The 25,396-nt window shown below is 70.9% G+C and carries 23 protein-coding genes; 18 read left to right on the top strand and 5 right to left on the bottom strand.

Annotated elements, in window-relative coordinates:
* Positions 1-108 precede the first annotated feature (108 nt).
* The 4 genes from P1K89_RS17990 to P1K89_RS18005 all read left to right on the top strand — a co-directional run bounded on the left by P1K89_RS17990 (position 109) and on the right by P1K89_RS18005 (position 4,118).
* Positions 109-2,058 (top strand): type IV pili methyl-accepting chemotaxis transducer N-terminal domain-containing protein, encoded by a 1,950-nt coding sequence (locus P1K89_RS17990; RefSeq protein ID WP_284617862.1) that lies wholly within the window; start codon positions 109-111, stop codon positions 2,056-2,058.
* On the top strand, positions 2,009-2,758 hold the full coding sequence (locus P1K89_RS17995) for a response regulator (RefSeq protein ID WP_284617863.1): 750 nt from the start codon (positions 2,009-2,011) through the stop codon (positions 2,756-2,758). Before P1K89_RS17990 ends, P1K89_RS17995 begins: the two co-directional genes overlap by 50 nt.
* 47 nt (positions 2,759-2,805) lie before the next feature.
* Positions 2,806-3,378, top strand: a complete 573-nt coding sequence (locus P1K89_RS18000) for a hemerythrin domain-containing protein (RefSeq protein WP_284617864.1) — start codon at positions 2,806-2,808, stop codon at positions 3,376-3,378.
* A 92-nt stretch (positions 3,379-3,470) separates the two neighbouring features.
* Positions 3,471-4,118 carry a YitT family protein gene (locus P1K89_RS18005; protein WP_284617865.1) on the top strand — a complete coding sequence of 216 codons (648 nt, stop codon included), beginning with the start codon at positions 3,471-3,473 and terminating at the stop codon, positions 4,116-4,118.
* A 30-nt stretch (positions 4,119-4,148) separates the two neighbouring features.
* Here P1K89_RS18005 and P1K89_RS18010 read toward each other — a convergent pair whose 3' ends face one another.
* A complete protein-coding gene (locus P1K89_RS18010) occupies positions 4,149-5,696 on the bottom strand; it encodes a methyl-accepting chemotaxis protein (protein WP_284617866.1) in 1,548 nt (515 codons plus the stop codon).
* Positions 5,697-6,093: 397 nt separating this feature from the next.
* On the opposite strand from P1K89_RS18010, the gene P1K89_RS18015 reads away from it, so the two are divergent.
* The 11 genes from P1K89_RS18015 (at position 6,094) to P1K89_RS18065 (ending at position 19,333) form a co-directional block, all read left to right on the top strand.
* Positions 6,094-7,428, top strand: coding sequence for an MFS transporter (locus P1K89_RS18015; protein ID WP_284617867.1), 1,335 nt, complete (start codon positions 6,094-6,096; stop codon positions 7,426-7,428).
* A gap of 33 nt (positions 7,429-7,461) precedes the next feature.
* Positions 7,462-8,850 (top strand): NarK family nitrate/nitrite MFS transporter, encoded by a 1,389-nt coding sequence (locus P1K89_RS18020; RefSeq protein WP_284617868.1) that lies wholly within the window; start codon positions 7,462-7,464, stop codon positions 8,848-8,850.
* A 133-nt stretch (positions 8,851-8,983) separates the two neighbouring features.
* Positions 8,984-12,763: a nitrate reductase subunit alpha gene (locus tag P1K89_RS18025; protein WP_284617869.1), complete on the top strand. Its 3,780-nt coding sequence runs from the start codon at positions 8,984-8,986 to the stop codon at positions 12,761-12,763.
* A 30-nt stretch (positions 12,764-12,793) separates the two neighbouring features.
* Positions 12,794-14,317 (top strand): nitrate reductase subunit beta, encoded by a 1,524-nt coding sequence (narH, locus tag P1K89_RS18030; protein ID WP_284617870.1) that lies wholly within the window; start codon positions 12,794-12,796, stop codon positions 14,315-14,317.
* Between the two features lie 11 nt (positions 14,318-14,328).
* Positions 14,329-15,027 (top strand): nitrate reductase molybdenum cofactor assembly chaperone, encoded by a 699-nt coding sequence (gene narJ, locus P1K89_RS18035; RefSeq protein ID WP_284617871.1) that lies wholly within the window; start codon positions 14,329-14,331, stop codon positions 15,025-15,027.
* Positions 15,024-15,839: a respiratory nitrate reductase subunit gamma gene (gene narI, locus P1K89_RS18040; RefSeq protein WP_284617872.1), complete on the top strand. Its 816-nt coding sequence runs from the start codon at positions 15,024-15,026 to the stop codon at positions 15,837-15,839. Before narJ ends, narI begins: the two co-directional genes overlap by 4 nt.
* A gap of 13 nt (positions 15,840-15,852) precedes the next feature.
* Entirely contained in the window at positions 15,853-16,641 is a 789-nt protein-coding gene (locus tag P1K89_RS18045) for a peptidylprolyl isomerase (RefSeq protein ID WP_284617873.1), read from the top strand.
* A 31-nt stretch (positions 16,642-16,672) separates the two neighbouring features.
* Positions 16,673-17,476: a carbonic anhydrase gene (locus P1K89_RS18050; protein ID WP_284617874.1), complete on the top strand. Its 804-nt coding sequence runs from the start codon at positions 16,673-16,675 to the stop codon at positions 17,474-17,476.
* A 90-nt stretch (positions 17,477-17,566) separates the two neighbouring features.
* Positions 17,567-18,160: a hypothetical protein gene (locus P1K89_RS18055; RefSeq protein WP_284617875.1), complete on the top strand. Its 594-nt coding sequence runs from the start codon at positions 17,567-17,569 to the stop codon at positions 18,158-18,160.
* Positions 18,161-18,255: 95 nt separating this feature from the next.
* On the top strand, positions 18,256-18,618 hold the full coding sequence (locus tag P1K89_RS18060; protein WP_284617876.1) for a hypothetical protein: 363 nt from the start codon (positions 18,256-18,258) through the stop codon (positions 18,616-18,618).
* Positions 18,619-18,691: 73 nt separating this feature from the next.
* Positions 18,692-19,333 carry a glutathione S-transferase family protein gene (locus P1K89_RS18065; RefSeq protein WP_284617877.1) on the top strand — a complete coding sequence of 214 codons (642 nt, stop codon included), beginning with the start codon at positions 18,692-18,694 and terminating at the stop codon, positions 19,331-19,333.
* 19 nt (positions 19,334-19,352) lie between these two features.
* On the opposite strand, the gene P1K89_RS18070 is transcribed toward P1K89_RS18065, so the two are convergent.
* Both P1K89_RS18070 and P1K89_RS18075 read right to left on the bottom strand, forming a co-directional pair.
* Positions 19,353-19,667, bottom strand: coding sequence for an EthD family reductase (locus tag P1K89_RS18070; RefSeq protein ID WP_284617878.1), 315 nt, complete (start codon positions 19,665-19,667; stop codon positions 19,353-19,355).
* A 104-nt stretch (positions 19,668-19,771) separates the two neighbouring features.
* Positions 19,772-20,146, bottom strand: a complete 375-nt coding sequence (locus P1K89_RS18075; protein ID WP_284617879.1) for a hypothetical protein — start codon at positions 20,144-20,146, stop codon at positions 19,772-19,774.
* A 120-nt stretch (positions 20,147-20,266) separates the two neighbouring features.
* On the opposite strand from P1K89_RS18075, the gene P1K89_RS18080 reads away from it, so the two are divergent.
* Together P1K89_RS18080 and P1K89_RS18085 are read left to right on the top strand one after the other, a co-directional pair.
* Positions 20,267-20,707: a response regulator gene (locus tag P1K89_RS18080; RefSeq protein ID WP_284617880.1), complete on the top strand. Its 441-nt coding sequence runs from the start codon at positions 20,267-20,269 to the stop codon at positions 20,705-20,707.
* A 56-nt stretch (positions 20,708-20,763) separates the two neighbouring features.
* Positions 20,764-21,918 (top strand): branched-chain amino acid ABC transporter substrate-binding protein, encoded by a 1,155-nt coding sequence (locus P1K89_RS18085; protein WP_284617881.1) that lies wholly within the window; start codon positions 20,764-20,766, stop codon positions 21,916-21,918.
* Between the two features lie 7 nt (positions 21,919-21,925).
* On the opposite strand, the gene P1K89_RS18090 is transcribed toward P1K89_RS18085, so the two are convergent.
* Positions 21,926-23,503, bottom strand: coding sequence for a phospholipase D-like domain-containing protein (locus P1K89_RS18090; protein ID WP_284617882.1), 1,578 nt, complete (start codon positions 23,501-23,503; stop codon positions 21,926-21,928).
* Between the two features lie 88 nt (positions 23,504-23,591).
* Entirely contained in the window at positions 23,592-24,593 is a 1,002-nt protein-coding gene (locus P1K89_RS18095) for an isopenicillin N synthase family dioxygenase (RefSeq protein ID WP_284617883.1), read from the bottom strand.
* 39 nt (positions 24,594-24,632) lie between these two features.
* Here P1K89_RS18095 and P1K89_RS18100 point away from each other — a divergent pair, with 39 nt between their 5' ends.
* The gene (locus P1K89_RS18100) at positions 24,633-25,313 is read left to right on the top strand and encodes an Asp/Glu/hydantoin racemase (protein WP_284617884.1); all 681 of its coding nucleotides are present in this window, start codon (positions 24,633-24,635) and stop codon (positions 25,311-25,313) included.
* The last annotated feature ends 83 nt before the right edge of the window (positions 25,314-25,396 follow it).

Raw genomic sequence — 25,396 nt, forward strand, 5'->3', positions numbered from 1 at the left:
AGCGCGGCCGGTGCCGGCCGGGCGCAACGCGGCGGTGCCGGCCAGGCGCGGCGCGCCGCTTGACGGCGCTCAAGTCCGCCGCGCGGGCCGACCCCTACAGTGGCGCCGATGGTCTCCGCCCGCTGGCCCCTCGCCTCGAAGCTCTTCGTCACCGGCTGCGCGCTGCTGGCGGCGGCACTGGCGTCGATCGGCCTGACGCTGTGGGTGTCCTGGCAGCTCGAAGGGGGCGCGGCGGCGGTCAACGAGGCCGGCCGCATGCGCATGCAGACCTACCGCTTCGTGCTGCTGCTGCAGGCGCCCGAGCCGGCCGCCGCGCGGCTGGAGGCGGCCGAGGCGATGGATGCCAGCCTGGAGCTGCTGCGCAGCGGCGACCCGGCGCGGCCGCTGATGGTGCCGTGGAACGACGACACCCGTGCGCGCTTCGACGAGCTGCGCCGCCGCTGGACCGTGCTGCGTGCGCAGTGGCTTGCCGCGCCGGGCGCCGGCGCCGCCGCGCCCGCGCTGGCCGAGGTCGACAACTTCGTGCAGCGCATCGACGGCTTCGTCGGCGACATCGAGCAGCAGCTGTCACAGCGCACCGCTGTGCTGCGCGGCGTGCAGTTCGCGCTGGTCGCGCTGGCGATCGGCGCCACCGTGGCGTCCTTCTACATCGGTCACCTGTTCGTGCTGGAGCCGCTGCAGCGCCTGAAGCGTGCGGTGGCGCGCTTCGGCGAACACGACTTCGCCGCGCGCGTCGAGCAGCCGTCGGCCGACGAGTTCGGTGACGTCGGCCAGGCCTTCAACGCGATGGCGGCGCACCTGCAGGCGCTGTATGCGCAGCTCGAGGCCAAGGTCGAGGAGAAGACCGCCCGGCTGGAGATCAAGCGGCGGCGGCTGGCCGCGCTGTACGAGGTCAGCGCCTTCATCGCGCGCGCCGACGCGTTGCAGCCGCTGGCCGAGGGCTTCGCGCCGCTGCTGCGGCGCATCGCGCAGGCCGACGCGGTGGTGGTGCGCTGGTCGGACGAGGACAACCAGCGTTATCTGATGCTGGCCTCCGAGGGCCTGCCCGACGCCATCGCCGCCGGCGAGCAGTGCCTGCCCACCGGCGGCTGTCACTGCGGCCAGCCCGCGCACGGGGCGAAGAGCCGCGTGATCCCGATCGCCCCGGCCGACGTCCCGGCCGGCAGCAAGGACGCGTTGCGCTGCGGCGCCCACGGCTTCCGCACGCTGCTGTCGGTGCCGGTGCGCCTGCATGCGCGCGTGCTCGGCGAGATCGACCTGCTGTTCCGGGAGCCGCGCGCCTTCGCCGGCGAGGAACGTTCGCTGTACGACACGCTCGCCAGCCACCTCGCCGCGCGCATCGAGGCGCTGCGTGCGGCCGAGCTGCAGCGCGAGGCCGCCGTCGCCGGCGAGCGCAGCCTGCTGGCGCAGGAGCTGCACGACTCGATCGCGCAGTCGCTCGCCTTCCTCAAGATCCAGGTCGCGCTGCTGAAGAAGGGCTGGCGCCAGAACGACGCGGCGACGGTCGAGCGCAGCCTCGGCGAGCTGGAGTCCGGCGTGCAGGAAAGTTACGCCGACGTGCGCGAGCTGCTGCTGCACTTCCGCACCCGCACGCGCAGCGAGGACATCGTCAGCGCGCTGCGGCAGACGCTGTCGAAGTTCGAGCTGCAGGCACACGTGCCGGCGCAGCTGCACAGCGTCGGCCACGGCGTGCCGCTGCCGGCGGACGTGCAGATCCAGGTGCTGCACATCGTGCAGGAAGCGCTGTCGAACGTGCGCAAGCATGCGCATGCATCGGCCGTCAGCGTGCACGTGCAGCAGGCGCCGGTGTGGCGCTTCGAGGTGCGCGACGACGGCTGCGGCTTCGATGCCGATGCGCTGCGGCCGGCGACGCACGTCGGCCTGGCCATCATGCGCGAGCGCGCCGAGCGCATCGGCGCCACGCTGCAATGGCGCTCGGGCACCGGCGGCACCTGCGTCGTGCTGACACTGCCGGCGCCGGCCACCTCCCCCCTTGCCGAGGACATCGATGGACCTTCCCCGCCCGCCCGCCTCGCCGATCAGGCTGCTGGTCGTTGACGACCACACGTTGCTGCGGCGCGGCCTGATCGCGCTGCTGTCGCAGTACGAGGACCTGGCCGTCGCCGGCGAGGCGGCCGATGCCGGCCAGGCGCAGCGCGCCGCGGCCGCGCTGCAGCCCGACGTGATCCTGCTCGACAACCACCTGCCCGGCGTGCTCGGCATCGATGCGCTGGCCGGCCTGCGCGAGGTGGCGCCGAATACCCGCGTGCTGATGCTCACCGTCAGCGAGGACGAGCAGGACCTTTCCGCGGCACTGCAGCGCGGCGCGCAGGGCTACCTGCTGAAGACGGTCGACGGCGACGTGCTCGCGCAGTCCATCCGCCGCACGATGCGCGGCGAGTCGGTCATCAGCCCCGAGCTGACCAGCAAGCTGGTGCTGGCCTTCCAGGCCCAGCACCAGGGTGCCCTCGGGGCGGCCGCGGCGCCGACGGAGGCCGCCGAGCCGCCGCCGCCGGCCGATCCGCTGGCCGCGCTGTCGCCGCGCGAGCAGCAGATCCTCGAGCAGATCGCGCGCGGCGCGAGCAACAAGGAGATCGCGCGCGAGCTGAACATCGCCGAGACCACGGTGAAGATCCACGTGCAGCACATCCTGCGCAAGCTGAAGCTCGCCTCGCGCGTGCAGGCCGCGGTCTTCCTCGCCGACCACCAGGCGCGCAGCGCGCGGCCTGCAATCGCCGCCGGGTCGCCCGGCGCCTGATGCGGTCTTCGCTTTTCTGACACGATGTCCTCGACCGAGACCCCGCGATGAATGCCCCGCTGCCCCTGTTCCCCGGCCCGAGCGCCGGCTTCGACGAGCCGGTCGAGATGCTCGAGGCCTGCCACCAGCGCGTGCTGCGCATGCTGGCGCTGCTGGAGCGCCTGGCCGCGCACCTGGTCGATGCCGGCGCCGATGCGTCGGCCCGGCAGGCGGCCATCGACTTGAAGCGTTATTTCGACGTCGCCGCGGTGCACCACCACGACGACGAGGAACGCCACGTGCTGCCGTTGCTCGGCCGCCTGGGCCGCCATGCGCTGGCGCTGCGGCTGTTCGAGGAGCACCGCAGCCTGTCGGCCGCGTGGTCGCGCATCCGCAGCGAGCTCGACGCGGTGCAGGATGGCCGCCTGCCCGACAGCGCGCGTGAGCCTCGCGAGGCCCGCTGGCGCGAGTTCGCCGACCGCTACCGGGCGCACATCGCGCTCGAAGAGGGCACGGTGCATCCGCTGCTCGGCGCCGCGCTCGACGAGACCCTGCGCCGCGAGATGGGCGAGGACATGGCGCGCCGGCGCGGTGCGCGCATGCCCGGCGATGCCGCCGATCCGCCGCAGCCGGGCGCGTGACGCCAGGCGCGGCGCGGGCCGCCGGCCCGTGCGACAGGTCCCTTGACATGGCGCAAGGCGCGCCGGCCCCCTTCGCCCCGACACTGCAGGCCATGTCCGCTTCTCCGACGGCGCTGCGCGAACCCGTGGCCAGCGCCTCCTGGCGCCCCGCGCCGCCTTCGCTGCTCGATGACCTGCAGGCCTTCGCGACCGCGATCGTCGTGGTGTCGCTCGGCTTGTCGCTGCTGTCCGGCGCCGGCCTGCTGACCGGTGGCACGCCGGGCCTGGCTTTCCTGCTGCGCTACGCGACCGGCTGGCCGCTGGGCGTGGCGCTGTTCGTCGTCAACCTGCCCTTCTACCTGCTGGCCTGGCGCGAGATGGGCGGCCGCTTCACGCTGCGCACGCTGCTCGCGGTGGGCGCGCTGTCGGCGGGTGTCGAGGCCGTCGCGCGGCTGATCCAGCTGCAGCATGTGCAGCCGATGTACGCGGCCATCGCCGGCGGCACGCTGATCGGCATCGGCCTGCTGGTGCTGTTCCGCCACCGCGCCAGCCTGGGCGGCATCAACGTGCTGGCGCTCGCGCTGCAGCGGCGTTTCGGCGTGCGCGCCGGCGCGGTGCAGATGGCGATCGACGCGGCCATCGTCGTGGCGGCGTTCGCGGTCGTCGACCCGGCGCGCGTCGCCTATTCGGTGGTCGGCTCGCTGTGCGTGAACGCGGTGCTGCTGTTCAACCACCGGCCGGGGCGCTCGCCGCGCCGCTGAGCGCCCGGCTCCAGCAGGCGCGGCGCGCCGTCACTGGAAGGCCTGGATCGCCTCGGCCAGCCGCTCGGCGCGCTGCTGCAGGCTCAGCGAGGCCGCCGCGCTCTGCTCGACCAGCGCGGCGTTCTGCTGCGTCACCTGGTCGAGATGGCCGACCGCCTGGCCGACCTGCGCGATGCCGTCGGCCTGTTCGCGCGTCGACGCGCTGATGTGCCCGATCAGCGACGACACGCGGCCGACCTGCGCGACGATGTCCTGCATCGTGCGTCCCGCGCCGTCGACCAGGCGGCCGCCGGCCTCGACCTTGTCGACGCCCGCGGCGATCAGCGCCTTGATCTCGCGCGCGGCTTGCGCGCTGCGCTGCGCGAGCGTGCGCACCTCGCCGGCGACGACCGCGAAGCCGCGGCCGGCCTCGCCGGCGCGCGCCGCCTCGACCGCCGCATTCAGCGCGAGCAGGTTGGTCTGGAACGCGATGCCGTCGATCGTGCCGACGATGTCGGCGATGCGGCGCGAGCTGTCGGCGATCTCGCCCATCGTCACGACGACCTGCTGCACCGCATCGCCGCCGCGCCCGGCGGCCGCGCTGGCGGCACCCGAGATGCGGTCGGCCTCGCCGGCGGTCTCGGCGTTGGTGCGCACCGAGGCGGTCATCTGCTCCATCGACGACGCCGTCTGCTCGACGCTGGCGGCCGCCTGCTCGGTGCGTGCGCTGAGGTCGTGGTTGCCCTGCGCGATCTCGGTGGCGGCCGTCTGCACCGACTGCACCTGCGTGCTGACGTCGTCGATCAGCCAGCGGAACATCAGGCCGAGCTGGCTCACCGAACGAAGCGCGAGGCCGATCTCGTCGACGCGGTCCATGCACAGCACGTCGCGGCTGGCGCCGGTGGCCACGGAGAGGGCCTGCGCACGCACGCGTTCGAGCGGCCGCGCGACCTGCTGCTCCAGCCAGGCCGAGCCGGCCACGGCCACGCACGCGGCCAGCGCCGCGAACACGGCCGCGCCGGCGCCGCCGGACGCGGCCACGAAGCCGCCGGCGGCCAGCAGCGCGGCCATGCCGGCCATCGTCAGGCGGATGCGCGCGCGCACCGACACGGTCCGGCGCCAGTTCGTCAGCCAGCCGCGCACGCCGCCGGCGAACAGCAGCCCGCGCTGCAGCCGCCGCGCGCCGGCACGGCCTTCGCGGAAGTCGCGGTACAGCCGCTCGGCCGCCGCGACCTCGTCGCGCGTGGGCTTGGTGCGCACCGACATGTAGCCCACCGGGCGGCCGTCGCGCACCACCGGCAGGGCGTTCGCACGCACCCAGTAGTGGTCGCCGTTCGCGCGCCGGTTCTTCACCAGCGCCGTCCAGGGCTCGCCGCGTTCGAGCGTGGCCCACATGTCGGCGAAGGCTTCGCGCGGCATGTCCGGATGACGCACGATGTTGTGCGGCTGGCCCATCAGCTGCTCGCGGGTGAAGCCGCTGGCTTCGACGAAGGCGTCATTGGCGTAGACGATGCGGCCCTTGAGGTCGGTCGTCGACATGAGCGTGGCGCCCTCGGGCAGCTCGTACTCACGCTGGGTCACGGGTTGGTTGAGGCGCATGGTTCGCTCGATCGCTCAGGTGCAATCATCTTCGGACCGATGCGATCAGAAATGAGCGACCAGCTCAGATTGCGGGGCCGATCCGTGGCGGGTTGCACGGCGCCAGGCCGGCTCGCGGCGGGGCCACCGTGGACCCCTTGATGCGCATCAACGGCGCTGCCCGAAAACGATAGTCGCGGGCTTCATCCGGCGCAGCCGGGCAAGGCCGGTCGCACATTGTCCGAGGCCGTCGGGCGAGGTTCCTTGATCGTGCGCAAGCATGGTCGTGAATCGTCCATCGGAACGATGCGCCGGGCGCCCGGCATCGTTCTTCCGCCGTGCCCGCGCATGCCACCGAAGGATGCCGCGCCAGGAGCATGACGCCGATAGTGACCGCATGGTCCACAGGAGTCCCGTCATGGCTTCCACTGTCTCGACCGCGTCGGCGCTGCCGGCACGGTCCGCCCCGACAACAACCACCGCCGCGCCGGCCTCGCGCCAGCGCCAGGCGATCTCGGTGCTGATCGTCAGCACCCTCGCCTTCACCGTCTGCTTCATGGTCTGGATGATGTTCGGCGTCATCGGCATCCCGATCAAGAAGGCGCTCAACCTCAACGCCACGCAGTTCGGCCTGCTCACCGCGATGCCGGTGCTCACCGGCAGCCTGATCCGCGTGCCGCTGGGCATCTGGACCGACCGCTTCGGCGGCCGCATCGTGATGGCGCTGCTGATGGCCGCCACGGTGCCGGCGATCTTCCTGATGTCGTACGCCACCGAGTACTGGCACTTCCTGACGATCGGGCTCTTCGTCGGTCTCGCCGGCGGTTCGTTCTCGGTCGGCACGCCCTACGTCGCGCGCTGGTTCCCGAAGAACCGCCAGGGATTCGCGATGGGCGTCTACGGCGCCGGCAACTCCGGTGCCGCGGTCAACAAGTTCCTCGCGCCGGCGATCGTCGTCGCCTTCGGCTGGACGATGGTGCCGCAGGTCTACGCCGCGGTGATGCTGGGCACCGTGCTGCTGTTCTGGATGTTCAGCGCGCACGACCCTGCGCACCAGGTGCCGAGCCACGTGCGTTTCGTCGACCAGCTGAAGATGCTCAAGGACCCGCAGGTGCTGAAGTACTGCCAGTACTACAGCATCGTGTTCGGCGGCTACGTCGCGCTGAGCCTGTGGATGGTGCAGTACTACGTCGGCGAGTACGGCCTCGACATCCGCGTCGCTGCGCTGCTGGCCGCCTGCTTCTCGCTGCCCGGCGGCGTGCTGCGCGCGATCGGCGGCTGGCTGTCGGACAAGCACGGCGCGCACAAGATCACCTGGTGGGTGATGTGGGTCAGCTGGATCTGCCTGTTCCTGCTGAGCTACCCGCAGACCGACTTCACGGTGCTGACGGTCAACGGCCCGAAGAGCTTCCACATCGGCCTGAACGTCGTCGGCTTCACCGCGATCATGTTCGTGCTCGGCGTCGCCTGGGCCTTCGGCAAGGCCAGCGTCTTCAAGTACATCAGCGACGACTACCCGCACAACATCGGCACCGTCTCGGGCATCGTCGGCCTGGCCGGCGGCCTGGGCGGCTTCGTGCTGCCGATCATGTTCGGCGCGCTGCTCGACCTCACCGGCGTGCGCTCCTCGGCCTTCATGCTGATGTACGGCGTCGTCTGGGTCTCGCTGATCTGGATGTACTTCACCGAAGTGCGCCGCACCGACGTCATGCACCACACCGCCGTCGCGGCCGCGGTGCCCGTCAAGGCCTGAACCCCCCCCCGCATACAACACCTGGAGCCTCTGATGACCTCCACATCGATGATTGCGCACTGGAACCCGGAAGACCGGTCGTTCTGGAGCGCAAAGGGCGCGTCCATCGCGCAACGCAACCTCTGGATCTCCATCCCCGCGCTGACGCTCGCGTTCGCCGTCTGGATGGTGTGGTCGGTGGTGGTCGTGAACCTGCCTCAAGTGGGGTTCCGGTTCTCGACCAACCAGCTGTTCTGGCTGGCCTCGCTGCCGGCGCTGTGCGGCGCGACGCTGCGCATCTTCTACTCCTTCGCGGTGCCCATCTTCGGCGGCCGGCGCTGGACGGCCATCTCCACCGCCTCGCTGCTGCTGCCCGCGATCGGCATCGGCCTCGCGGTGCAGAACCCCGGCACGCCGTACGAAGTGTTCGTGCTGCTGGCGCTGCTGTGCGGCTTCGGCGGCGGCAACTTCGCGTCGAGCATGAGCAACATCAGCTTCTTCTTCCCGAAGGACCAGAAGGGCACGGCGCTCGGCCTCAACGCGGGCCTCGGCAACCTCGGCGTCTCGCTGGTGCAGTTCGTCGTGCCGATGGTGATCGGCGCCAGCGTCTTCGGCGACCTCGGCGGCCCGCCGCAGGCGGTCACCAAGGCCGGTGGCGCGATGGTGATGTGGCTGCAGAACGCCGGCTACATCTGGGTGCCGTTCGTCGCCGCCAGCGCGCTGGCCGCGTGGTTCGGCATGAACGACCTGGCCGAAGCCAAGGCCTCGTTCGCCGACCAGGCGGTGATCTTCAAGCGCAAGCACAACTGGCTGATGTGCTGGCTCTACCTCGGCACCTTCGGCAGCTTCATCGGCTACTCGGCCGGCTTCCCGCTGCTGATCAAGAGCCAGTTCCCCGGCGTCAACGCGCTGCAGTACGCCTGGCTGGGCCCGCTGGTCGGCGCGCTGATCCGCCCGGTCGGCGGCTGGCTGTCGGACAAGCTCGGCGGCGCGCGCGTGACCTTCTGGAACTTCATCGGGATGGCGCTGGGCGTAGTGGCGGTGCTGCAGTTCATGCCCCACAACGGCCAGGGCGGCAACTTCACCGGCTTCCTGATCTCCTTCCTGTTCCTCTTCGCCACCGCCGGCATCGGCAACGGCTCCACCTTCCGGATGATCCCGATCATCTTCCTGACCGAGCGGCAGCGCGCCGCGAAGGGCCAGGCCAAGGCCGCGCAGGACCAGGCCGTGAAGGACGCCAACAAGGAAGCGGCCGCGGTGCTCGGCTTCTCGTCGGCGGTCGGCGCCTACGGCGGCTTCTTCATCCCGAAGAGCTACGGCACCTCGATCGCGATGACCGGCAACCCCGACGCGGCGCTGTGGTGCTTCATCGCCTTCTACGTCACCTGCGTCGCGATGACCTGGTTCTTCTACAGCCGCAAGGGCGCGGAGATGCCCTGCTGACAACACGCTCGGTGCGTGAACGCGATCGGTTTACCGAGCATTCACGCACTGTTGCTGGACGTATTCGCCGCATTGCATCGGCATTGACGCACGACAAACACACTGCGCCTGCTGCCGATTCCGGAGTTCAAGAATGAGCCACTTCCTCGACCGCCTGACCTTCTTCAACCAGCCGAAGGAGTCGTTCTCCGACGGCCACGGCCAGACGACGGCCGAAGACCGCACCTGGGAGGACGCCTATCGCCAGCGCTGGGCCCACGACAAGATCGTGCGCTCGACGCATGGCGTCAACTGCACCGGCTCGTGCTCGTGGAAGATCTACGTCAAGGGCGGCATCGTCACCTGGGAGACGCAGCAGACCGACTACCCGCGCACGCGCTGGGACCTGCCGAACCATGAGCCGCGCGGCTGCGCCCGCGGCGCCAGTTATTCCTGGTACCTGTACAGCGCCAACCGCGTGAAGTACCCGATGGTGCGCGCGCGGCTGCTGAAGCACTGGCGCGCGGCGCGCGCGACGCTGGACCCGGTGAACGCCTGGACGGCGATCGTCAACGACCCGGCCAAGCGCAGCGAGTGGCAGAAGCAGCGCGGCCTCGGCGGCTTCGTGCGCTCCACCTGGGACGAGGTCAACCAGATCATCGCCGCGGCCAACGTGCACACGATCAAGCAGCACGGGCCGGACCGCATCATCGGCTTCTCGCCGATCCCGGCGATGAGCATGGTCAGCTACGCCGCCGGCTCGCGCTACCTGTCGCTGATCGGCGGCGTCTGCATGAGCTTCTACGACTGGTACTGCGACCTGCCGCCGTCGAGCCCGCAGACCTGGGGCGAGCAGACCGACGTGCCGGAATCGGCCGACTGGTACAACTCCACCTTCATCATCGCGTGGGGCTCCAACGTGCCCCAGACGCGCACGCCCGACGCGCACTTCTTCACCGAGGTCCGCTACAAGGGCGCGAAGACCGTCGCGGTGACACCGGACTATGCCGAGGTCAGCAAGCTCGCCGACCTGTGGATGCACCCCAAGCAGGGCACCGATGCCGCGCTGGCGATGGCCATGGGCCACGTGATCCTGAAGGAGTTCTACTTCGACAAGCGCTCCGCGTACTTCGACGACTATGCGCGCCGCTACACCGACCTGCCGCTGCTGATCCAGCTGAAGGAGCACACGCTGCCCGACGGCCGCGTGATCCAGGTGCCCGACCGCTACCTGCGCGCCAGCGACTTCAACGGCCAGCTCGGCCAGGACAACAACGCCGACTGGAAGACGGTGGCGTTCGACGAGAACGGCAAGGTCGTGCTGCCGAACGGCTCGATCGGCTTCCGCTGGGGGGCCGAGGGCCGCGAGGACGCCGGCAAGTGGAACCTCGAGGCCAAGGAAGCGCGCCACGACAGCGACGTCAAGCTGCAGCTGTCGGTGCTGGACGCCGTGACCGACGGCCGTGAGACGCCGGTGGTCGGCTTCCCGTACTTCGCGGGCATCGACACGCCGCACTTCACCGCCAACAAGCAGCCGGGCGACGTGCTGCTGCGCACCGTGCCGGCCCGCCGCATCCGCCTGGGCAAGGAAGGCGAGCAGCGCGAGGCGCTGGTGGCCACGGCCTTCGACCTGCTGGCCGCGCACTACGGCGTCGAGCGCGGATTCGGCGACGGCGCGAAGGACTTCGATCACGACACGCCGTACACGCCGGCCTGGCAGGAAAAGATCACCGGCGTGCCGCGCGAGCAGGTGATCACCGTCGCGCGCCAGTTCGCCGACAACGCCGACAAGACGCACGGCAAGTCGATGGTGATCATCGGCGCGGCGATGAACCACTGGTACCACTGCGACATGAACTACCGCGGCATCATCAACATGCTGATGCTGTGCGGTTGCATCGGGCAGTCCGGCGGCGGCTGGGCCCACTACGTCGGCCAGGAGAAGCTGCGGCCCCAGACCGGCTGGACCGCGCTGGCCTTCGCGCTCGACTGGGTACGCCCGCCGAGGCAGCAGAACTCGACCTCGTTCTTCTACGCGCACACCGACCAGTGGCGCTACGAGAAGCTGGGCGTCGAGGAAGTGCTGTCGCCGCTGGCCAGCAAGCTCGACTTCGGCGGCAGCATGATCGACTACAACGTGCGCGCCGAGCGCATGGGCTGGCTGCCGAGCGCACCGCAGCTGCAGACCAACCCGCTGCAGGTGGCCAAGGACGTGGCCGCCGCGGGCGGCGATGCGAAGCAGCATGTGGCCGCCGCGCTGAAGAGCGGCGCGCTGAAGCTCTCCTGCGAGGACCCGGACGACCCGCGCAACTGGCCGCGCAACATGTTCGTCTGGCGCTCGAACATCCTCGGCTCGTCGGGCAAGGGCCACGAGTACTTCCTGAAGCATCTGCTGGGCACCAGCCATGGCGTGCAGGGCAAGGACCTCGGTTCCGAGGACGCGAAGCCGCAGGAAGTGCGCTGGCATGAGAAGGGTCCCGAAGGCAAGCTCGACCTGCTGGTCACGCTGGACTTCCGCATGAGCACGACCTGCCTCTATTCGGACATCGTGCTGCCGACGGCGACCTGGTACGAGAAGAACGACCTCAATACCAGCGACATGCATCCGTTCATCCACCCGCTCAGCGCCGCGGTGGACCCGGCCTGGCAGGCGAAGAGCGACTGGGAGATCTACAAGGGCTTCGCGAAGACCTTCAGCGAGGTCTGCATCGGGCACCTGGGCGTCGAGAAGGAAGTGGTGCTCACGCCGCTGATGCACGACACCCCGGGGGAACTCGCGCAGCCTTTCGACGTGAAGGACTGGAAGCGCGGCGAGGTCGACCTGATTCCCGGCAAGACCGCGCCGCAGGTGACCCTGGTCGAGCGCGACTACCCCAACACCTACAAGCGCTTCACCGCCCTCGGCCCCTTGATGAACAAGCTGGGCAACGGCGGCAAGGGCATCAACTGGAACACCGACGACGAGGTGCAGCAGCTCGCCGAGCTCAACGGCACCGTCGACATGCCCGGCACCAGCCAGGGCCGGCCGAAGATCGAGACCGACATCGATGCCGCCGAGGTCATCCTGCAGCTGGCGCCGGAGACGAACGGCCATGTCGCGGTGAAGGCCTGGGAGGCGCTGTCCAAGGCCACCGGCCGCGAGCATGCGCACCTGGCGCTGCACCGCGAGGACGAGAAGATCCGCTACCGCGACGTGCAGGCGCAGCCGCGCAAGATCATCTCGTCGCCGACCTGGAGCGGGCTGGAGAGCGAGAAGGTCTCGTACAACGCCGGCTACACCAACGTGCACGAGCTGATCCCCTGGCGCACCCTCACCGGCCGCCAGCAGTTCTACCAGGACCACCGCTGGATGATCGCCTTCGGCGAGGGCTTCACGAGTTATCGCCCGCCGGTGGACCTGAAGACCATCGACGACATCCAGGGCCGCAAGCCCAACGGCGAGAAGGAAGTGGTGCTGAACTTCATCACGCCGCACCAGAAGTGGGGCATCCACTCGACCTACAGCGACAACCTGCTGATGCTGACGCTCAACCGCGGCGGCCCGGTGGTGTGGCTGTCCGAGGACGACGCGAAGAAAGCCGGCATCGAGGACAACGACTGGATCGAGCTCTACAACGTCAACGGTGCGATCGCCGCGCGCGCGGTGGTGAGCCAGCGCGTCAACCCGGGCATGGTGATGATGTACCACGCGCAGGAGAAGATCGTGAACACGCCGGGGTCGGAGATCACCGGCCAGCGCGGCGGCATCCACAACTCGGTGACGCGCATCGTCTTGAAGCCCACCCACATGATCGGCGGCTACGCGCAGCTGTCCTACGGCTTCAACTACTACGGGACCATCGGCACCAACCGCGACGAGTTCGTCGTCGTGCGCAAGATGCACAAGGTGGACTGGCTCGACGACGAGCCGGTGCCGGCCCCTGCCAACGCCTGATGCCCTGACGCACGAAGAAGGAAGCTAACCATGAAAGTACGCGCACAGATCGGCATGGTGCTGAACCTGGACAAGTGCATCGGCTGCCACACCTGTTCGGTCACCTGCAAGAACGTCTGGACCAGCCGCCCCGGCATGGAATACGCCTGGTTCAACAACGTCGAGACCAAGCCCGGCATCGGCTACCCGAAGGAGTGGGAGAACCAGGACAAGTGGAACGGCGGCTGGATCCGCAACGCCGACGGCTCGATCGAGCCGCGCCAGGGCGGCAAGTGGAAGCTGCTGATGCGCATCTTCGCGAACCCGAACCTGCCGCAGATCGACGACTACTACGAACCCTTCACCTTCGACTACGACCACCTGCAGTCGGCCCCCGAATCGAAGGCCGCGCCGACCGCACGGCCGCGCAGCCTGATCACCGGCCAGCGCATGGAGAAGATCGAGTGGGGCCCGAACTGGGAGGAGATCCTCGGCGGCGAGTTCGCCAAGCGCTCGAAGGACAAGAACTTCGACGATGTGCAGAAGGACATCTACGGCCAGTTCGAGAACACCTTCATGATGTACCTGCCCAGGCTGTGCGAGCACTGCCTGAACCCGGCCTGCGTCGCGTCGTGCCCGTCGGGCTCGATCTACAAGCGCGAGGAAGACGGCATCGTCCTGATCGACCAGGACAAGTGCCGCGGCTGGCGCATGTGCGTCTCGGGCTGCCCGTACAAGAAGATCTACTACAACTGGCAGACCGGCAAGGCCGAGAAGTGCATCTTCTGCTATCCGCGCATCGAGGCCGGCCAGCCGACCGTGTGCTCCGAGACCTGCGTCGGCCGCATCCGCTACCTCGGCGTGCTGCTGTACGACGCCGACCGCATCCAGCAAGCCGCGTCGACCGAGCATGACCGCGACCTGTACCAGGCGCAGCTCGACATCTTCCTCGACCCGCACGATCCGAAGGTGATCGAGCAGGCGCGCGCCGACGGCATCCCCGACACCTGGCTCGAAGCGGCGAAGAACAGCCCGGTCTACAAGATGGCGGTCGACTGGCAGGTGGCGCTGCCGCTGCACCCGGAATACCGCACCTTGCCGATGGTCTGGTACGTGCCGCCGCTGTCGCCGATCACCTCGGCCGCGCAGGCCGGCCACGTCGGCGTCAACGGCGAGATCCCCGACGTCAACCAGCTGCGCATCCCGGTGCGCTACCTCGCCAACCTGCTGACCGCGGGGGACACCGCGCCGGTGGTGCGCGCGCTCGAACGCATGCTGGCGATGCGCGCGTACCAGCGCGGCAAGCACGTCGACAAGGTGGAGAACCACCAGGTGCTCAGGCAGGTCGGGCTGACGGCCACCGAGGTGCAGGACATGTACCGCGTGATGGCCATCGCCAACTACGAGGACCGCTTCGTGATTCCGAGCACGCACCGCGAGTACGCCGAGAACGCCTTCGACGTGCGCGGCGGCTGCGGCTTCTCGTTCGGCAACGGCTGTTCCGACGGCGCGACCGAGCAGAGCCTGTTCGGCGCCAAGAAGCGCCGCACGATCCCGATCCAGGCGACGATCTGAAGGGGCGCACGATGAACATTCCCCATCGCCACACGCTGCGCGCGCTCGCGCGGCTGCTGAGCTACCCCGACGATGCGCTGCTCGCGCAGGCCCCGGCCATCGCGGACCTGCTGGCCGACGGCACCGGCCTGAGCGCCCCCGCGCAGGCCGGCCTCGTCACGCTGGTGCGCGAGCTGCTGACCGTCGACCCGCTGGCGCTGCAGGCCGCCTACGTCGAAACCTTCGATCGCGGCCGCCGCACCTCGCTGCATCTGTTCGAGCATGTGCACGGCGACTCGCGCGACCGCGGCCCCGCGATGATCGACCTCGGCCAGATGTACGCGAAGTCCGGCCTTCTGCTCGCCGACGGCGAGCTGCCGGACTACCTGCCCGCGGTGCTGGAGTTCGCCTCGACGCAGGACGCCGCCACCGCGCGCAGCTTCCTCGGCGAGATGGCGCACATCCTGCACGCGGTGCACGACGCGCTGGCCGAGCGCGGCAGTGCCTACGCGGGCGTGCTCGCCGCGGTGCTCGATGTCGCCGGCGAGCATGCGCATGCCGTCGCGCGCCGGTCCGCGCCCGAGGCCGACGAGCCGCTCGATGCCAGCTGGGCCGAGCCCGAGGCCTTCAACGGCTGCAGCTCGGCCGGCCAGGCTGCCCCGAACCAGGCGCAGCCGGTGCACGTGGTCCGCCGTTCCCCCGCCTCCCAACGTTCCGGAGCCGCCGCATGAAAGCGCTCGACACCTTCCTCTTCGGCCTCTACCCGTACATCTGCCTCGCGGTCTTCGTCGTCGGCAGCCTGATCCGTTTCGACCGCGACCAGTACACCTGGAAGAGCGACTCGTCGCAGCTGCTGCGCACCGGCTCGCTGCGCTGGGGCAGCAACCTGTTCCACATCGGCGTGCTGTTCCTGCTGGTCGGCCACTCGGTGGGCATGCTGACGCCGCACTTCCTGTACGAGCCCTTCATCAGCGCCGGCGGCAAGCAGCTGATGGCGATGGTTTCCGGTGGCGTGGCCGGCACGCTGGGCTTCATCGGCATCACGCTGCTGCTGCACCGCCGCCTGTCGGACCCGCGCATCCGCGCGACCTCGAAGACCAGCGACATCGTGCTGCTGGCGCTGCTGTGGGTGCAGCTGGCGCTGGGCCTGGGCACGATCCCGTTGTCGGCGCAGCACCTGGACGGCGGCATGATGATGAAGCTGGCCGAATGGGCGCAGCGCATCGTCACCTTCCGCACCGGCGCGGTCGAGCTGCTCGACGGCGCGGGCTGGGTGTTCAAGCTGCACATGGTGCTGGGCATGTCGGTGTTCCTGGTCTTCCCGTTCACCCGCCTGGTGCACGTGTGGAGCGGCTTCGGCACGCTGGCCTACATCGTCCGCCCGTACCAGCTGGCACGCAGCCGGCGGCTGGGCCTGCCGGCTTCGCAAGGTGCGCTGCCGTCACGTGTTGTGCCGCAGGCCGCGGCGCCGCGCCCCGTGGCGCAACCGGTGCGCGAGTCCGCCCCCGCGACGGCCCGCACGTCGGCCGGCCGCACCGCCTGATCGAGGTCTCGCCATGAACGCCGTTCGCACCGCCACGAACCTCCTGCCCCCTGCCGTCGCCCGCGTCGGCCGGGTCCCGCTGCACGCCGACGGCGAACAGCTCGGCGACGACGAGCTGCGCCAGCGCGCCTGCACCGAGCTGCTGCGGCAACGCGCGATCGCGCTGGGCCGGCTGCGCGGCGACGATCCGGCGCCGGCCGACGGCGTGATCAGCGCCGCCGCCGCCGCGGCGATCCACGGGCTGCTGGACGACGAGCTCGCGGTGCCCGAGCCCGACGACGCCGCCTGCCGCCGCCACCATGCCGCGCATCCTGCGCGTTATGCCGTCGGCGAACGGGTGCAGGCCCGCCACATCCTCTTCGCCGTCACGCCGGGCGTCGACATCGGCGCGCTGCGGGCGCAGGCCGAACGCACGCTGCTGGAGGTGCGGGCCGAGCCGGCGCTGTTCGCGCAGCGTGCGTCCGCGCAGTCGAACTGCCCGAGCGGCGGGCACGGCGGCGACCTGGGCTGGTTGAACGCGGACGACTGCGCGCCCGAGTTCGCGCACGAGCTCTTCGGCCACAGCGAGATCGGCGTGCTGCCGCGGCTGGTGCACAGCCGCCACGGGCTGCACGTGGTGGAGGTGCTGGCGCGCGAGCCCGGCCAGCAGCCGCCCTACGAGGCGGTGGCCAGCGCCGTCGCGGCCACCTTGCGCCGGCAGAGCTTCGCGACCGCGATGCGGCAGTACCTGAAGCGCCTGGCGGCCGACGCCGAGCTCGAAGGCGTGGACCTCGAGGCGAGCGACAGCCCGCTGGTGCAGTGACCGCTGAATGGCTGAACCTCCCGCGCGCGCCATGGACGACCAGCTGCTCGCGCGACTGAAGCGCTTCCACACCGACACCTTCCCGCGTCATCGCCAGCGCTTCGAGGACCTGGTCGCGCACGGCCAGCATCCGACGACGCTGTTCATCGGCTGCTCCGACTCGCGGCTGGTGCCCTACCTGCTGACCGGCGCCGGCCCCGGCGAGCTCTTCATCGTGCGCAACGTCGGCGCGCTGGTGCCGCCGTGCTGCGGCACGCTGCAGCCGAGCCGGCCGGCCGACGACTTCACGCCCGCGCCGCCGCCGCGATCGGATGCTGGCGTCCACGCGGCGGGCGCCGGCGCGCCGCGCTGGACCGGCGGTCTGCACGGCACCGCGGCGGCGATCGAGTTCGCGGTGTTGAACCTGCACGTCGAGCACATCGTCGTCTGCGGCCACAGCCACTGCGGCGCGATCAAGGCCCTGTACGAGGACCTGTCGCCCGAGGCGGTCAACCTGGGCGCGTGGCTGGAGCTGGCGCGCGAAGCCGTGCTGCCCGTGCGGCCGACGCCGGAATCGCTGCGCCGCACCGAGCAGCGCGCGATCGTGCTGCAGCTCGAGCGGCTGATGGACTACCCGATGGTGCGCCGCCGCGTCGAGCGGGGTGCGCTCGCGCTGCACGGCTGGCACTACGTGATCGAGGACGGCGACGTGCATGTCTTCGACATGAAGAGCGGCAGCTTCGTGCCGGCCTCGCGCGCGGAACACAGCGGCGACGGGCCGTTCCCGGTGAATGGCGACACCGCGCTGTTCAACGAGATCGACGACGCGTTCGCGCCCGCGCTGCCCGCGGGCTGACGGCGGCCGATCCCCCACCCTGGGGGATGCGGCGGGCCGCCGCGCCCTGCCGGTCCTCGTAGACTTCTGCCCGTCCACGAGGGAGGCACCATGAAGAAACGAAGGGCGGCGCATGCGCCGCTGACGATGCTGCTCGCCGCCGCGGCGGTCCTGTCGGGCTGCTCCACGCCGATGCAGCCGCCGATCACCGGCTACACCTGCTGCAACCTGCGCGCCGAACACGGCTGGATCTCCAGCAACAACGTGCAAGGCGGCACGCTGATCCCCGCCGGCGAGCCGGTGCAGCTGACCACGATCAAGAAGCGCTACTACGTCTACGGCACCGTCGGCGGCAACGAGGTCGCCTTCCGCGACGATGCCGCGGCCACCGAGGACGATACGCTGCAGTGGCTGCGCCGCATCACGGTGGCCGAGGACCCGCGCAACCGGCTCGAGCAGTGGCCGGACCTGACGCGGCTGGCGGTCCGTGCGGGCCGCGTGAGCACCGGCATGACGCGCGACCAGGTGCTGATGTCGCTCGGCCTGCCCTCGCGCAACGACACCCGCGACCTGGACGGGCCGGTCTGGCGCTACTGGACGGGGCTGCACGAGCACCCGGTGGACCTGCACTTCGGCGCCGACAGCCGCCTCGCGCGCATCGACGGCCGGCCGGAGGTCGTGCGCCACATCGTGTTCGCGCCCTGATCCCCTCGCGACGCGCGGCGCAACAAGGCGCCCGCGGCGCGAAACGGCGCTGATACGCACCCTTGCTACAACCGGCGCTGCTTCCGGAGTGCCGCATGTCCCGTCCATCGCTGTCGATGCGCTTCGCCGCCCCGCTCGTGGCGGCGCTCGTCCTCGCCGCCTGCGGCCAGCCGGTGCCGCCGGAGAAGGCCGCCTACATCGGCATCTGGCGCTCGGCGCCGCAGCCCGACCGCTCGATGGAACTGGTCATCGATGCCGACGGCCGCGTGCGCTACAAGCGTTTCGAGGGCCGCAGCTCGACGGCGGTCGACGGTCCCATCAAGGGCTTCGACGGCGACCACTTCGACGTCGGCATCGGCCCGATCAGCACCCGCTTCATCGTCAGCCGGCCGCCGCAGCAGCAGCACGGCGACGACTGGAAGATGACGGTCGACGGCGTCGAGCTGATCCGGCGCTGAAGGCGCGGGCGCGGCCTCAACGCGGCCGACGTCATACTCGGCGTCCCGCCGCCACCGAACCCCCGCTGCCACCATGTACAGGCTCCACGGCTTCTGCCAGTCCGGCAATACCTTCAAGGTCGCTCTCCTGCTGCGCCAGCTCGGCGTGCCTTGGGAAGCCGTGCACGTCGACTACATGAACGGCGTCACCCGCACCGGCGACTGGCGCGAGGCGACCAACGAAATGGGCGAGGTGCCGGTGCTCGACGACGGGCCGAAGCGGCTGACGCAGTCCGGCGTGATCCTGAGCTACCTGGCCGCGAAGCACGGCGCGTACGGCGGCGCGACGGACGACGACAAGGTCGAGGTGCTGCGCTGGCTGTTCTTCGACAACCACAAGTTCACCAGCTACTTCGCGAGTTATCGCTTCATGAAGGCCTTCGGCGCCACCGCGCCCGACCCGGCCGTGATGGCCTGGCTGCGCGGGCGCATCGACGGCGCCTTCGGCATCGTCGACAAGCATCTCGCGGGCCGCTCGTTCATGGTCGGCGAGACGCCGACGATCGCCGACTTCTCGCTGTGCGCCTACCTGTTCTTCCCGGTCGACGAAAGCGGCATCGACGTGCCGGCGCTGTTCCCGCAGATCGGCGCGTGGCTCGACCGCCTGCGCGCGCTGCCGGGCTGGGGCGATCCCTACGCCATCCTGCCGGGCGAGCGCATCGCGCCGCGCTGGTGAGCGCAGCGCCGGCGGCCGGTCACTCGACCACCACCTCGCTGATCTGCAGCTGCGGCTGCAGGTCGGTGTAGTTCGCGATGTCGCCCATGATCTCCTTCGCATGCGGGCCGAAGGCGGCGTTGAAGGCCTCGACCGAGTCGCAGTAGAGGTGGCACATCGCGACGAACGGCGCCGGCTGCCCCGGGGCCCCGCCGGCGAGGCCCTTGTCGACCGTCCAGCGGCGGCATGCGTCGCCCAGCCGGGCCGCCACCATCGGCATGTGCCGGTCGCGGTAGTAGCCGTGGTCGAAGCGCGCGCCGGGCGTGTTCGGGTACATCACGGAAACCTTGATCATGCGATCCTCCATCTGCGGAGCCTTCGGAGCGGCGATCGTACAGTCGAGCGCCGATCCCGCTGGATGGCGGGCGCGGTGGGCGCGAAGGGCGCTGCCTGGACTGATCAGTCGCCGATCTCGAAGGTGCCCTTCACCGGCACCCAGCTGTCCTGGCTCGACGCGACGCCGGTCACCGATTCGTCGAAGAAGTTCAGCGCGACCGTCAGCGTGAAGCCCGAGTCCGGCGAGCGGTAGGACACCAGCGCCACATCCTCGCCGACGTCGGCGGCGAGGTACGGCGGCCGTTCGGCCTTCGGCGCCTGTGCCTGCGCTGGCGCGCGGTCAGCGGTGCCGCTGCGGTCACCCTCGGCCGGCAGGCCGTGCCATTCCACGGTGCCGTCCTTGTGGAACAGGTGTTCATGCACCTGGCCCTTCGTCGGCCCCTCGGTCCAGTGGAACCGGTAGATCTTGCCGCTGATGCGGGAAGCGATCTTGCTCATGCGAACGTTTCTCCTCGGTCGGACAGTGGTTCCCGGATGCGGGCATTCGGCGTGCCGGCCCGCCCGCGCGCGGCGCCGGCCGCACATCGATCGAGGCATGCCGATTGCCCGCCGCCCGCCATGCCGATTGCCGAACGGACCCTGCGCGTGCTCGTCGTCGACGACGTGCGCGACTTCGCCGACTCGCTGGCCGAGTTGCTCGCCCACATGGGCTGCGAGCCGCGGGTCGCCTACGACGCGGTCGGCGCGTTGCGCGTCGCGATGGAGCAGCGGCCGCAGGTGATCTTCGTCGACCTGTTCCTCGGCCAGCAGAGCGGCAGCCACTTGATGCAGTCGCTGCGCCGCCTGCTCGGCGACGACGACCCGCCGACCATCGTCTGCCTCACCGGTCACGACAGCGCCGAGAACGAGCTGCGCTGCCGCCAGGCCGGTTTCGACCTCTATCTCGTCAAGCCGGTGTCGATGGCCATGGTGCGCGACATCCTGACGACCTGCCGCGGCATCGACGCGACCAGCGAACGTGTGCCGCGCTCCGGAGGTGCGGGACGGCCGGCGCGCTGATCGCCGGACTGCGCTGCGTCAAGCGGCGCCGTGCGGCCCGCGGCCATAGTGGCTGCATGGCATTCGGCAGAACCTGGGCACGACGCGCCGCCGGCCTGGCCGCCTGCTGGCTGGCCACCGCCACCGCGCAGCCGGTGCTGACGGTGAAGATCGGGCATGCGGCGACGACCAGCGGCTGGGCGTCGGTGGTCGGCATCGAGAGCGAGAACGCCGCGCGGCTGGCGATCGAGCGACTCAACACCACCTCACTTCGCATCGACGGCCGGCAGGCGCACTTCGAGCTCGTCACCGACGACGACCAGGACACCGAGGCCGGCGCCCGACGTGCCGCGCAGGCGCTGCTGCGGGCCGGGGTGTCCGCCGTCGTCGGCCACATGACATCGGGGACGACCATCGCGGCCGGCCGCCTCTATGCCGAGGCCGGCATTGCCCTGATCGCGCCGTCGGCGACGGTGCCCGAGCTCCGGCGCCAGGGGCCGGCCACCAGCTTCCGGCTGGTGGCCGACGACCGCCAGGTCGCGCAGCTGCTCGGGCTGCATGCCGTGCAGCAGCTCGGCCTGCGGCGCTTCGCCGTGCTGGACGACGGTTCGGTGTACGGCCGCGGGCTCGCCGAGCAGTTCACGATGGCCGTGCGCGCCGCGGGCGCCCGCGTGGTCGAGCAGCGCCGCATCGAGCCCGATGCCGAGGACTTCGGCGAGTTCCTCGAGGCCGCCGCCGAGCGCGCGGCCGACGCGGTGGTGTTCGGCGGCTTCGATCCGCAGGCCGGCCAGCTGCTGCGACAGATGAACCTGCGCGGGCTGCGGGCACGCTTCATCACCGGCGACGGACCCTGCACGCCGGACCTTGTTTCCTATCATGCGATCGGCGCGGCCATGGATGATCAGGTGCTGTGCGCGCTGCCCGGCGGCATGCCCGGGGGGGATGACCCGGCGATCGCCGCGTTCGTCGGCGCCTATGCCCGCCGTTTCGGTGCCGAGCCCCGCTTCTACGGCGCGCACGTGCACGACGCGGTGCTGCTGATCGCCGACGCGATGCAGCGCGCCGGCACGGCCGAGCCGGCGCGCGTGCTCGAGGCGCTGGCGTCCACCGCGGGTTTCACCGGCCTGACCGGCACCATCACCTTCGACGAACGCGGCGAGCGCGTCCGGCCCCCGCTGGGCCTTTACACCTACCGCGGCGAGCTGCGCAGGCTCGTGCGCACCGTGCGCTGAAGCGCCGCTACAGCCACTGCTCGGGCACGAACAGCCCCAGCAGCCACGATTTCAGGCGCTGCCAGACGCTGTCGTACGGTTCGTGCGCATGCACGGTCTGGCGGCCCTGCCGGTCGGTCTCGATCCATTCGATGCCGCGGTCGGCCGGCCGCAGCCGGTAGCTGCCGAGCGCGATGGCCTCGTCGAACACGCGGACGACCTGCTGCGCCAGCGCGGGGCTGTCGATCACCAGGCCGGCTTCGGTGTTCGCGCGCGCCGAGCGCGGGTCCAGGTTCATCGACCCGACGAAGAGCCAGCGGCGGTCGACCGCCAGCGTCTTGCTGTGCAGGCGGCCGGTGCTGCGGCGGAAGTCGTCGATGCGGCCGGCGTCGCGCGCCAGCGTCGGGCTCAGCTCGTGGATGCGAACGCCGGCCGCCAGCAGCGCCGGCCGATAACGTGCATACGCGGCGTAGGCCAGCGGCTCGTCGGTCGCGCCGGCGGAGTTCGTCAGCAGCGTCACGCCGCCGGGCAGCTCGGCCGCGAGCCGGCGCATCAGCTGCATGCCGCGTTCCCCGGGAATGAAGTAGGGCGACATCACCAGCACCTGGTCGCGCGCCGAGTCCATCAGCGCCAGCGTCTGGTCCGACACCGTCGGCAGGCGCGGCCGCCCCGGTGCCTCGTCTGCGGCCTTGTCGGGATCGTCGGCCAGCACGCGGGCCGGTGCCCCCTGCAGCACCAGCTGGCCCTGCTCGAACTGGCGCAGCAGGCTGGGCTGGCCGAACTGGTCGTGCTGGCGCTCGCCCAGGCGGACCGTCGCGTCGCGCACCGCCTCGTCGAAGTATTCGCGGTCCGCCGCGACGAGCGGCCGCGCGAGCAGCTGCTGCAGCGTGTAGACGCGGTCGCTGTTCCAGTAGCGGTCGAACACGGCGGACAGCTCGCGCACCACCGGGCCGGCGGATAGCACGTCGAGGTCGACGAAGTTGGCCTCGCGGCTGTTCATGAAGTACTCGTCGGCCACGTTGCGACCGCCGGAGACCGCCAGGCTGTTGTCGGCGATCAGGAGCTTGTTGTGCATGCGGTGGTTGATGCGCTGCAGCTGCGGCAGCGACAGCAGCAGGCGAACGCCCACCGACGGCAGCCGCACCGGCAGCGGGTTGAACAGCCGCACGCTGACGTTGGCATGCGCCGCCAGCCCGGCCAGCAGGTCCTCGTCGCCGGCGGCGTACAGGTCGTCCACCAGCAGCCGCACGCGCACGCCGCGCTGGGCGGCGTCGCGCAGCTCGCGCAGGAAGCCGCGCCCGGTGCGGTCGCCGGCGAGCACGTAGTACTGCACGTCGAGCGAGCGGGTGGCACGGCCGGCGAGCGCGATGCGGGCATTGAAGGCCGACTCGCCGGCGAACAGCAACCGGAAGCCGGAGCGTGCATCGCCGCCCTGGCCGGCCGGCGTGGCGGCGGCCGCCAAGCGGCCCAGCGGCGTGTCGGCGACGTCCTGCAGCGCCTGCTCGACCGGCCCCGGCTGATGGCGCGGCAGCCCGCTGCAGCCGCCGGCGCCTCCCAGCACGATCGCCAGCACGATCAGCAGCAGGGCATGGTGCAGCGCACGCATCGGCAGTTCACGCGAAACGTCAACCACCCCATCGTAGCGGCCGGGTCGCCCGCGCCGGCGCCGCGCGCCGCGGCCGCTTTGCGCAGGCTCAAGCCGACCGCGTCGGCAGCACCGCCTGCTTCAGCTGGGGGAACACCTTGCCGACCTTCGCCAGCACGTAGTCGCCGTAGGTGCCGTCGAAGGCATGCACGCTGGCGCCGTCCCAGCGCGTCGCGTGGTCGTCGGTCGCCGCGCTGCGGATCGGCTCGATGCGCGCGGCCATGTTGGGGTCGAAGAACAGCGGGAACGACAGGCGGTGGTGGCCGCTGGCATTGAGCTTCACGCGGTGCGGCGTGCTGTGGTACAGGCCGCCGGTCATGCGGTCGAGCATGTCGCCGATGTTGCAGACCAGCGATCCGGCGAGCGGCGGTGCGTCGATCCAGCCGCCGGGCGTGCGCACCTGCAGGCCGCCCACCGTGTCCTGGCGCAGCAGCGTCAGCAGCCCGTAGTCGGTGTGCTCGCCGACGCCGTCGCGCACGTCCAGGCCGTCGGGCACCGGGCGGCTCGGGTACTGGAAGATGCGGAACAGCACCAGCGGGTCGGCGGTGTAGCGCGCGGCGAAATAGTCGGCCGGCAGGTCCAGCGACAGCGCGATCAGAGCCATCACGCGGTGGCCGAGCGCGGTGACGTCCGCGATGTAGTCGAGCACCGTGTCGCGGAAGCCGGGCAGCACGTCGTCGCCGGGCAGCAGGTTGCGGCCGTGCAGCGGTTCGCCGGCCCGCACGCGCGGGTCGTCGTCGGGCAGCTCGGTGCCGAGGTAGAGGCCTTCCTTCCAGTCCGGCCGGCCCGAGGTCAGCTCGCCGCCGAGCGGGAACCAGCCCCGCCATGCGCGGCCGCCCTTGTCCATGGACCACTGCTGCTTGAGCTCGTCGGGCAGCGCGAAGAAGCGGTGGCTCAGCGCCTCGAGCCGCTGCGCGCGCGCTTCGTCGAGGCCGTGGCCGACGAGGTAGAAGAAGCCCTGCGCGCGGCAGGCCTCGCCGATGCGCCGCGCCGCCTCGGCGTCCGGCGCGCGCAGGTCGACCAGCGACAGCGTTGTCGAGGCAGCGGGCATGCGGTCCAGTATGCGCCCGGCCGGCCGCATACTCGCCCGATGCGCCCGTCCCTCGTCTTCCTGCACACCGCGCCGGTGCATGTGCCGACCTTCACCGCGCTGGCCGCCGAGCTCGCGCCGGGCTGCGACGCGCACCATGTCGTCGACGAGACGCTGCTCGCCGAGGCGCGGCACGCGGGCACCGGCGATGCCGCGCTGATCGCACGCGTGCAGGCCGCCATGCGGGCCGCCGCGCAGGCGCACGGCGCGGGCGCGGTGGTCTGCACCTGCTCGACGATCGGCGGCCTGGCCGAGCGCACGCCGACCGACGGGCGCTTCATCACGGCGCGCATCGACCGCGCGATGGCCGACCGCGCGGTGGCCAGCGGCCCGCGCATCCTGGTGGTCGCCGCGCTCGACAGCACGCTGGCGCCGACGGCCGCACTGCTGCAGGAGTCGGCTGATGTGGCCGGCCGCGCGATCACGCCGCGCTGCGTGCTCGCCGAGGGGGCGTGGGCCTGCTTCGAGGCCGGGGACATCGCGCGCTATCACGAGCGCATCGCCGCGTGCGTGCGCACCGAGCGCGGCGACGCCGACGTCGTCGTGCTCGCGCAGGCCTCGATGGCGCCGGCGGCCGATCGCCTGGCCGACCTGGGCATCGACGTCCTGGCCAGCCCGCGGCTGGGCGTGCAGGCGATCGCCGAGCGGCTGGGTGCCGGCCCGCCCGACCGGCCGCGCTGATCGGGCGAACTGGGCGTTCGCCACCTGATCGGCCGACCGGGCGGCCGACCTGATCGCTTCTCTGCATCCGCCTTGATCTGCGT

The sequence above is a fragment of the Aquabacterium humicola genome, from assembly GCF_030167915.1.
Classification (GTDB): Bacteria; Pseudomonadota; Gammaproteobacteria; order Burkholderiales; family Burkholderiaceae_C; genus Pseudaquabacterium; species Pseudaquabacterium humicola.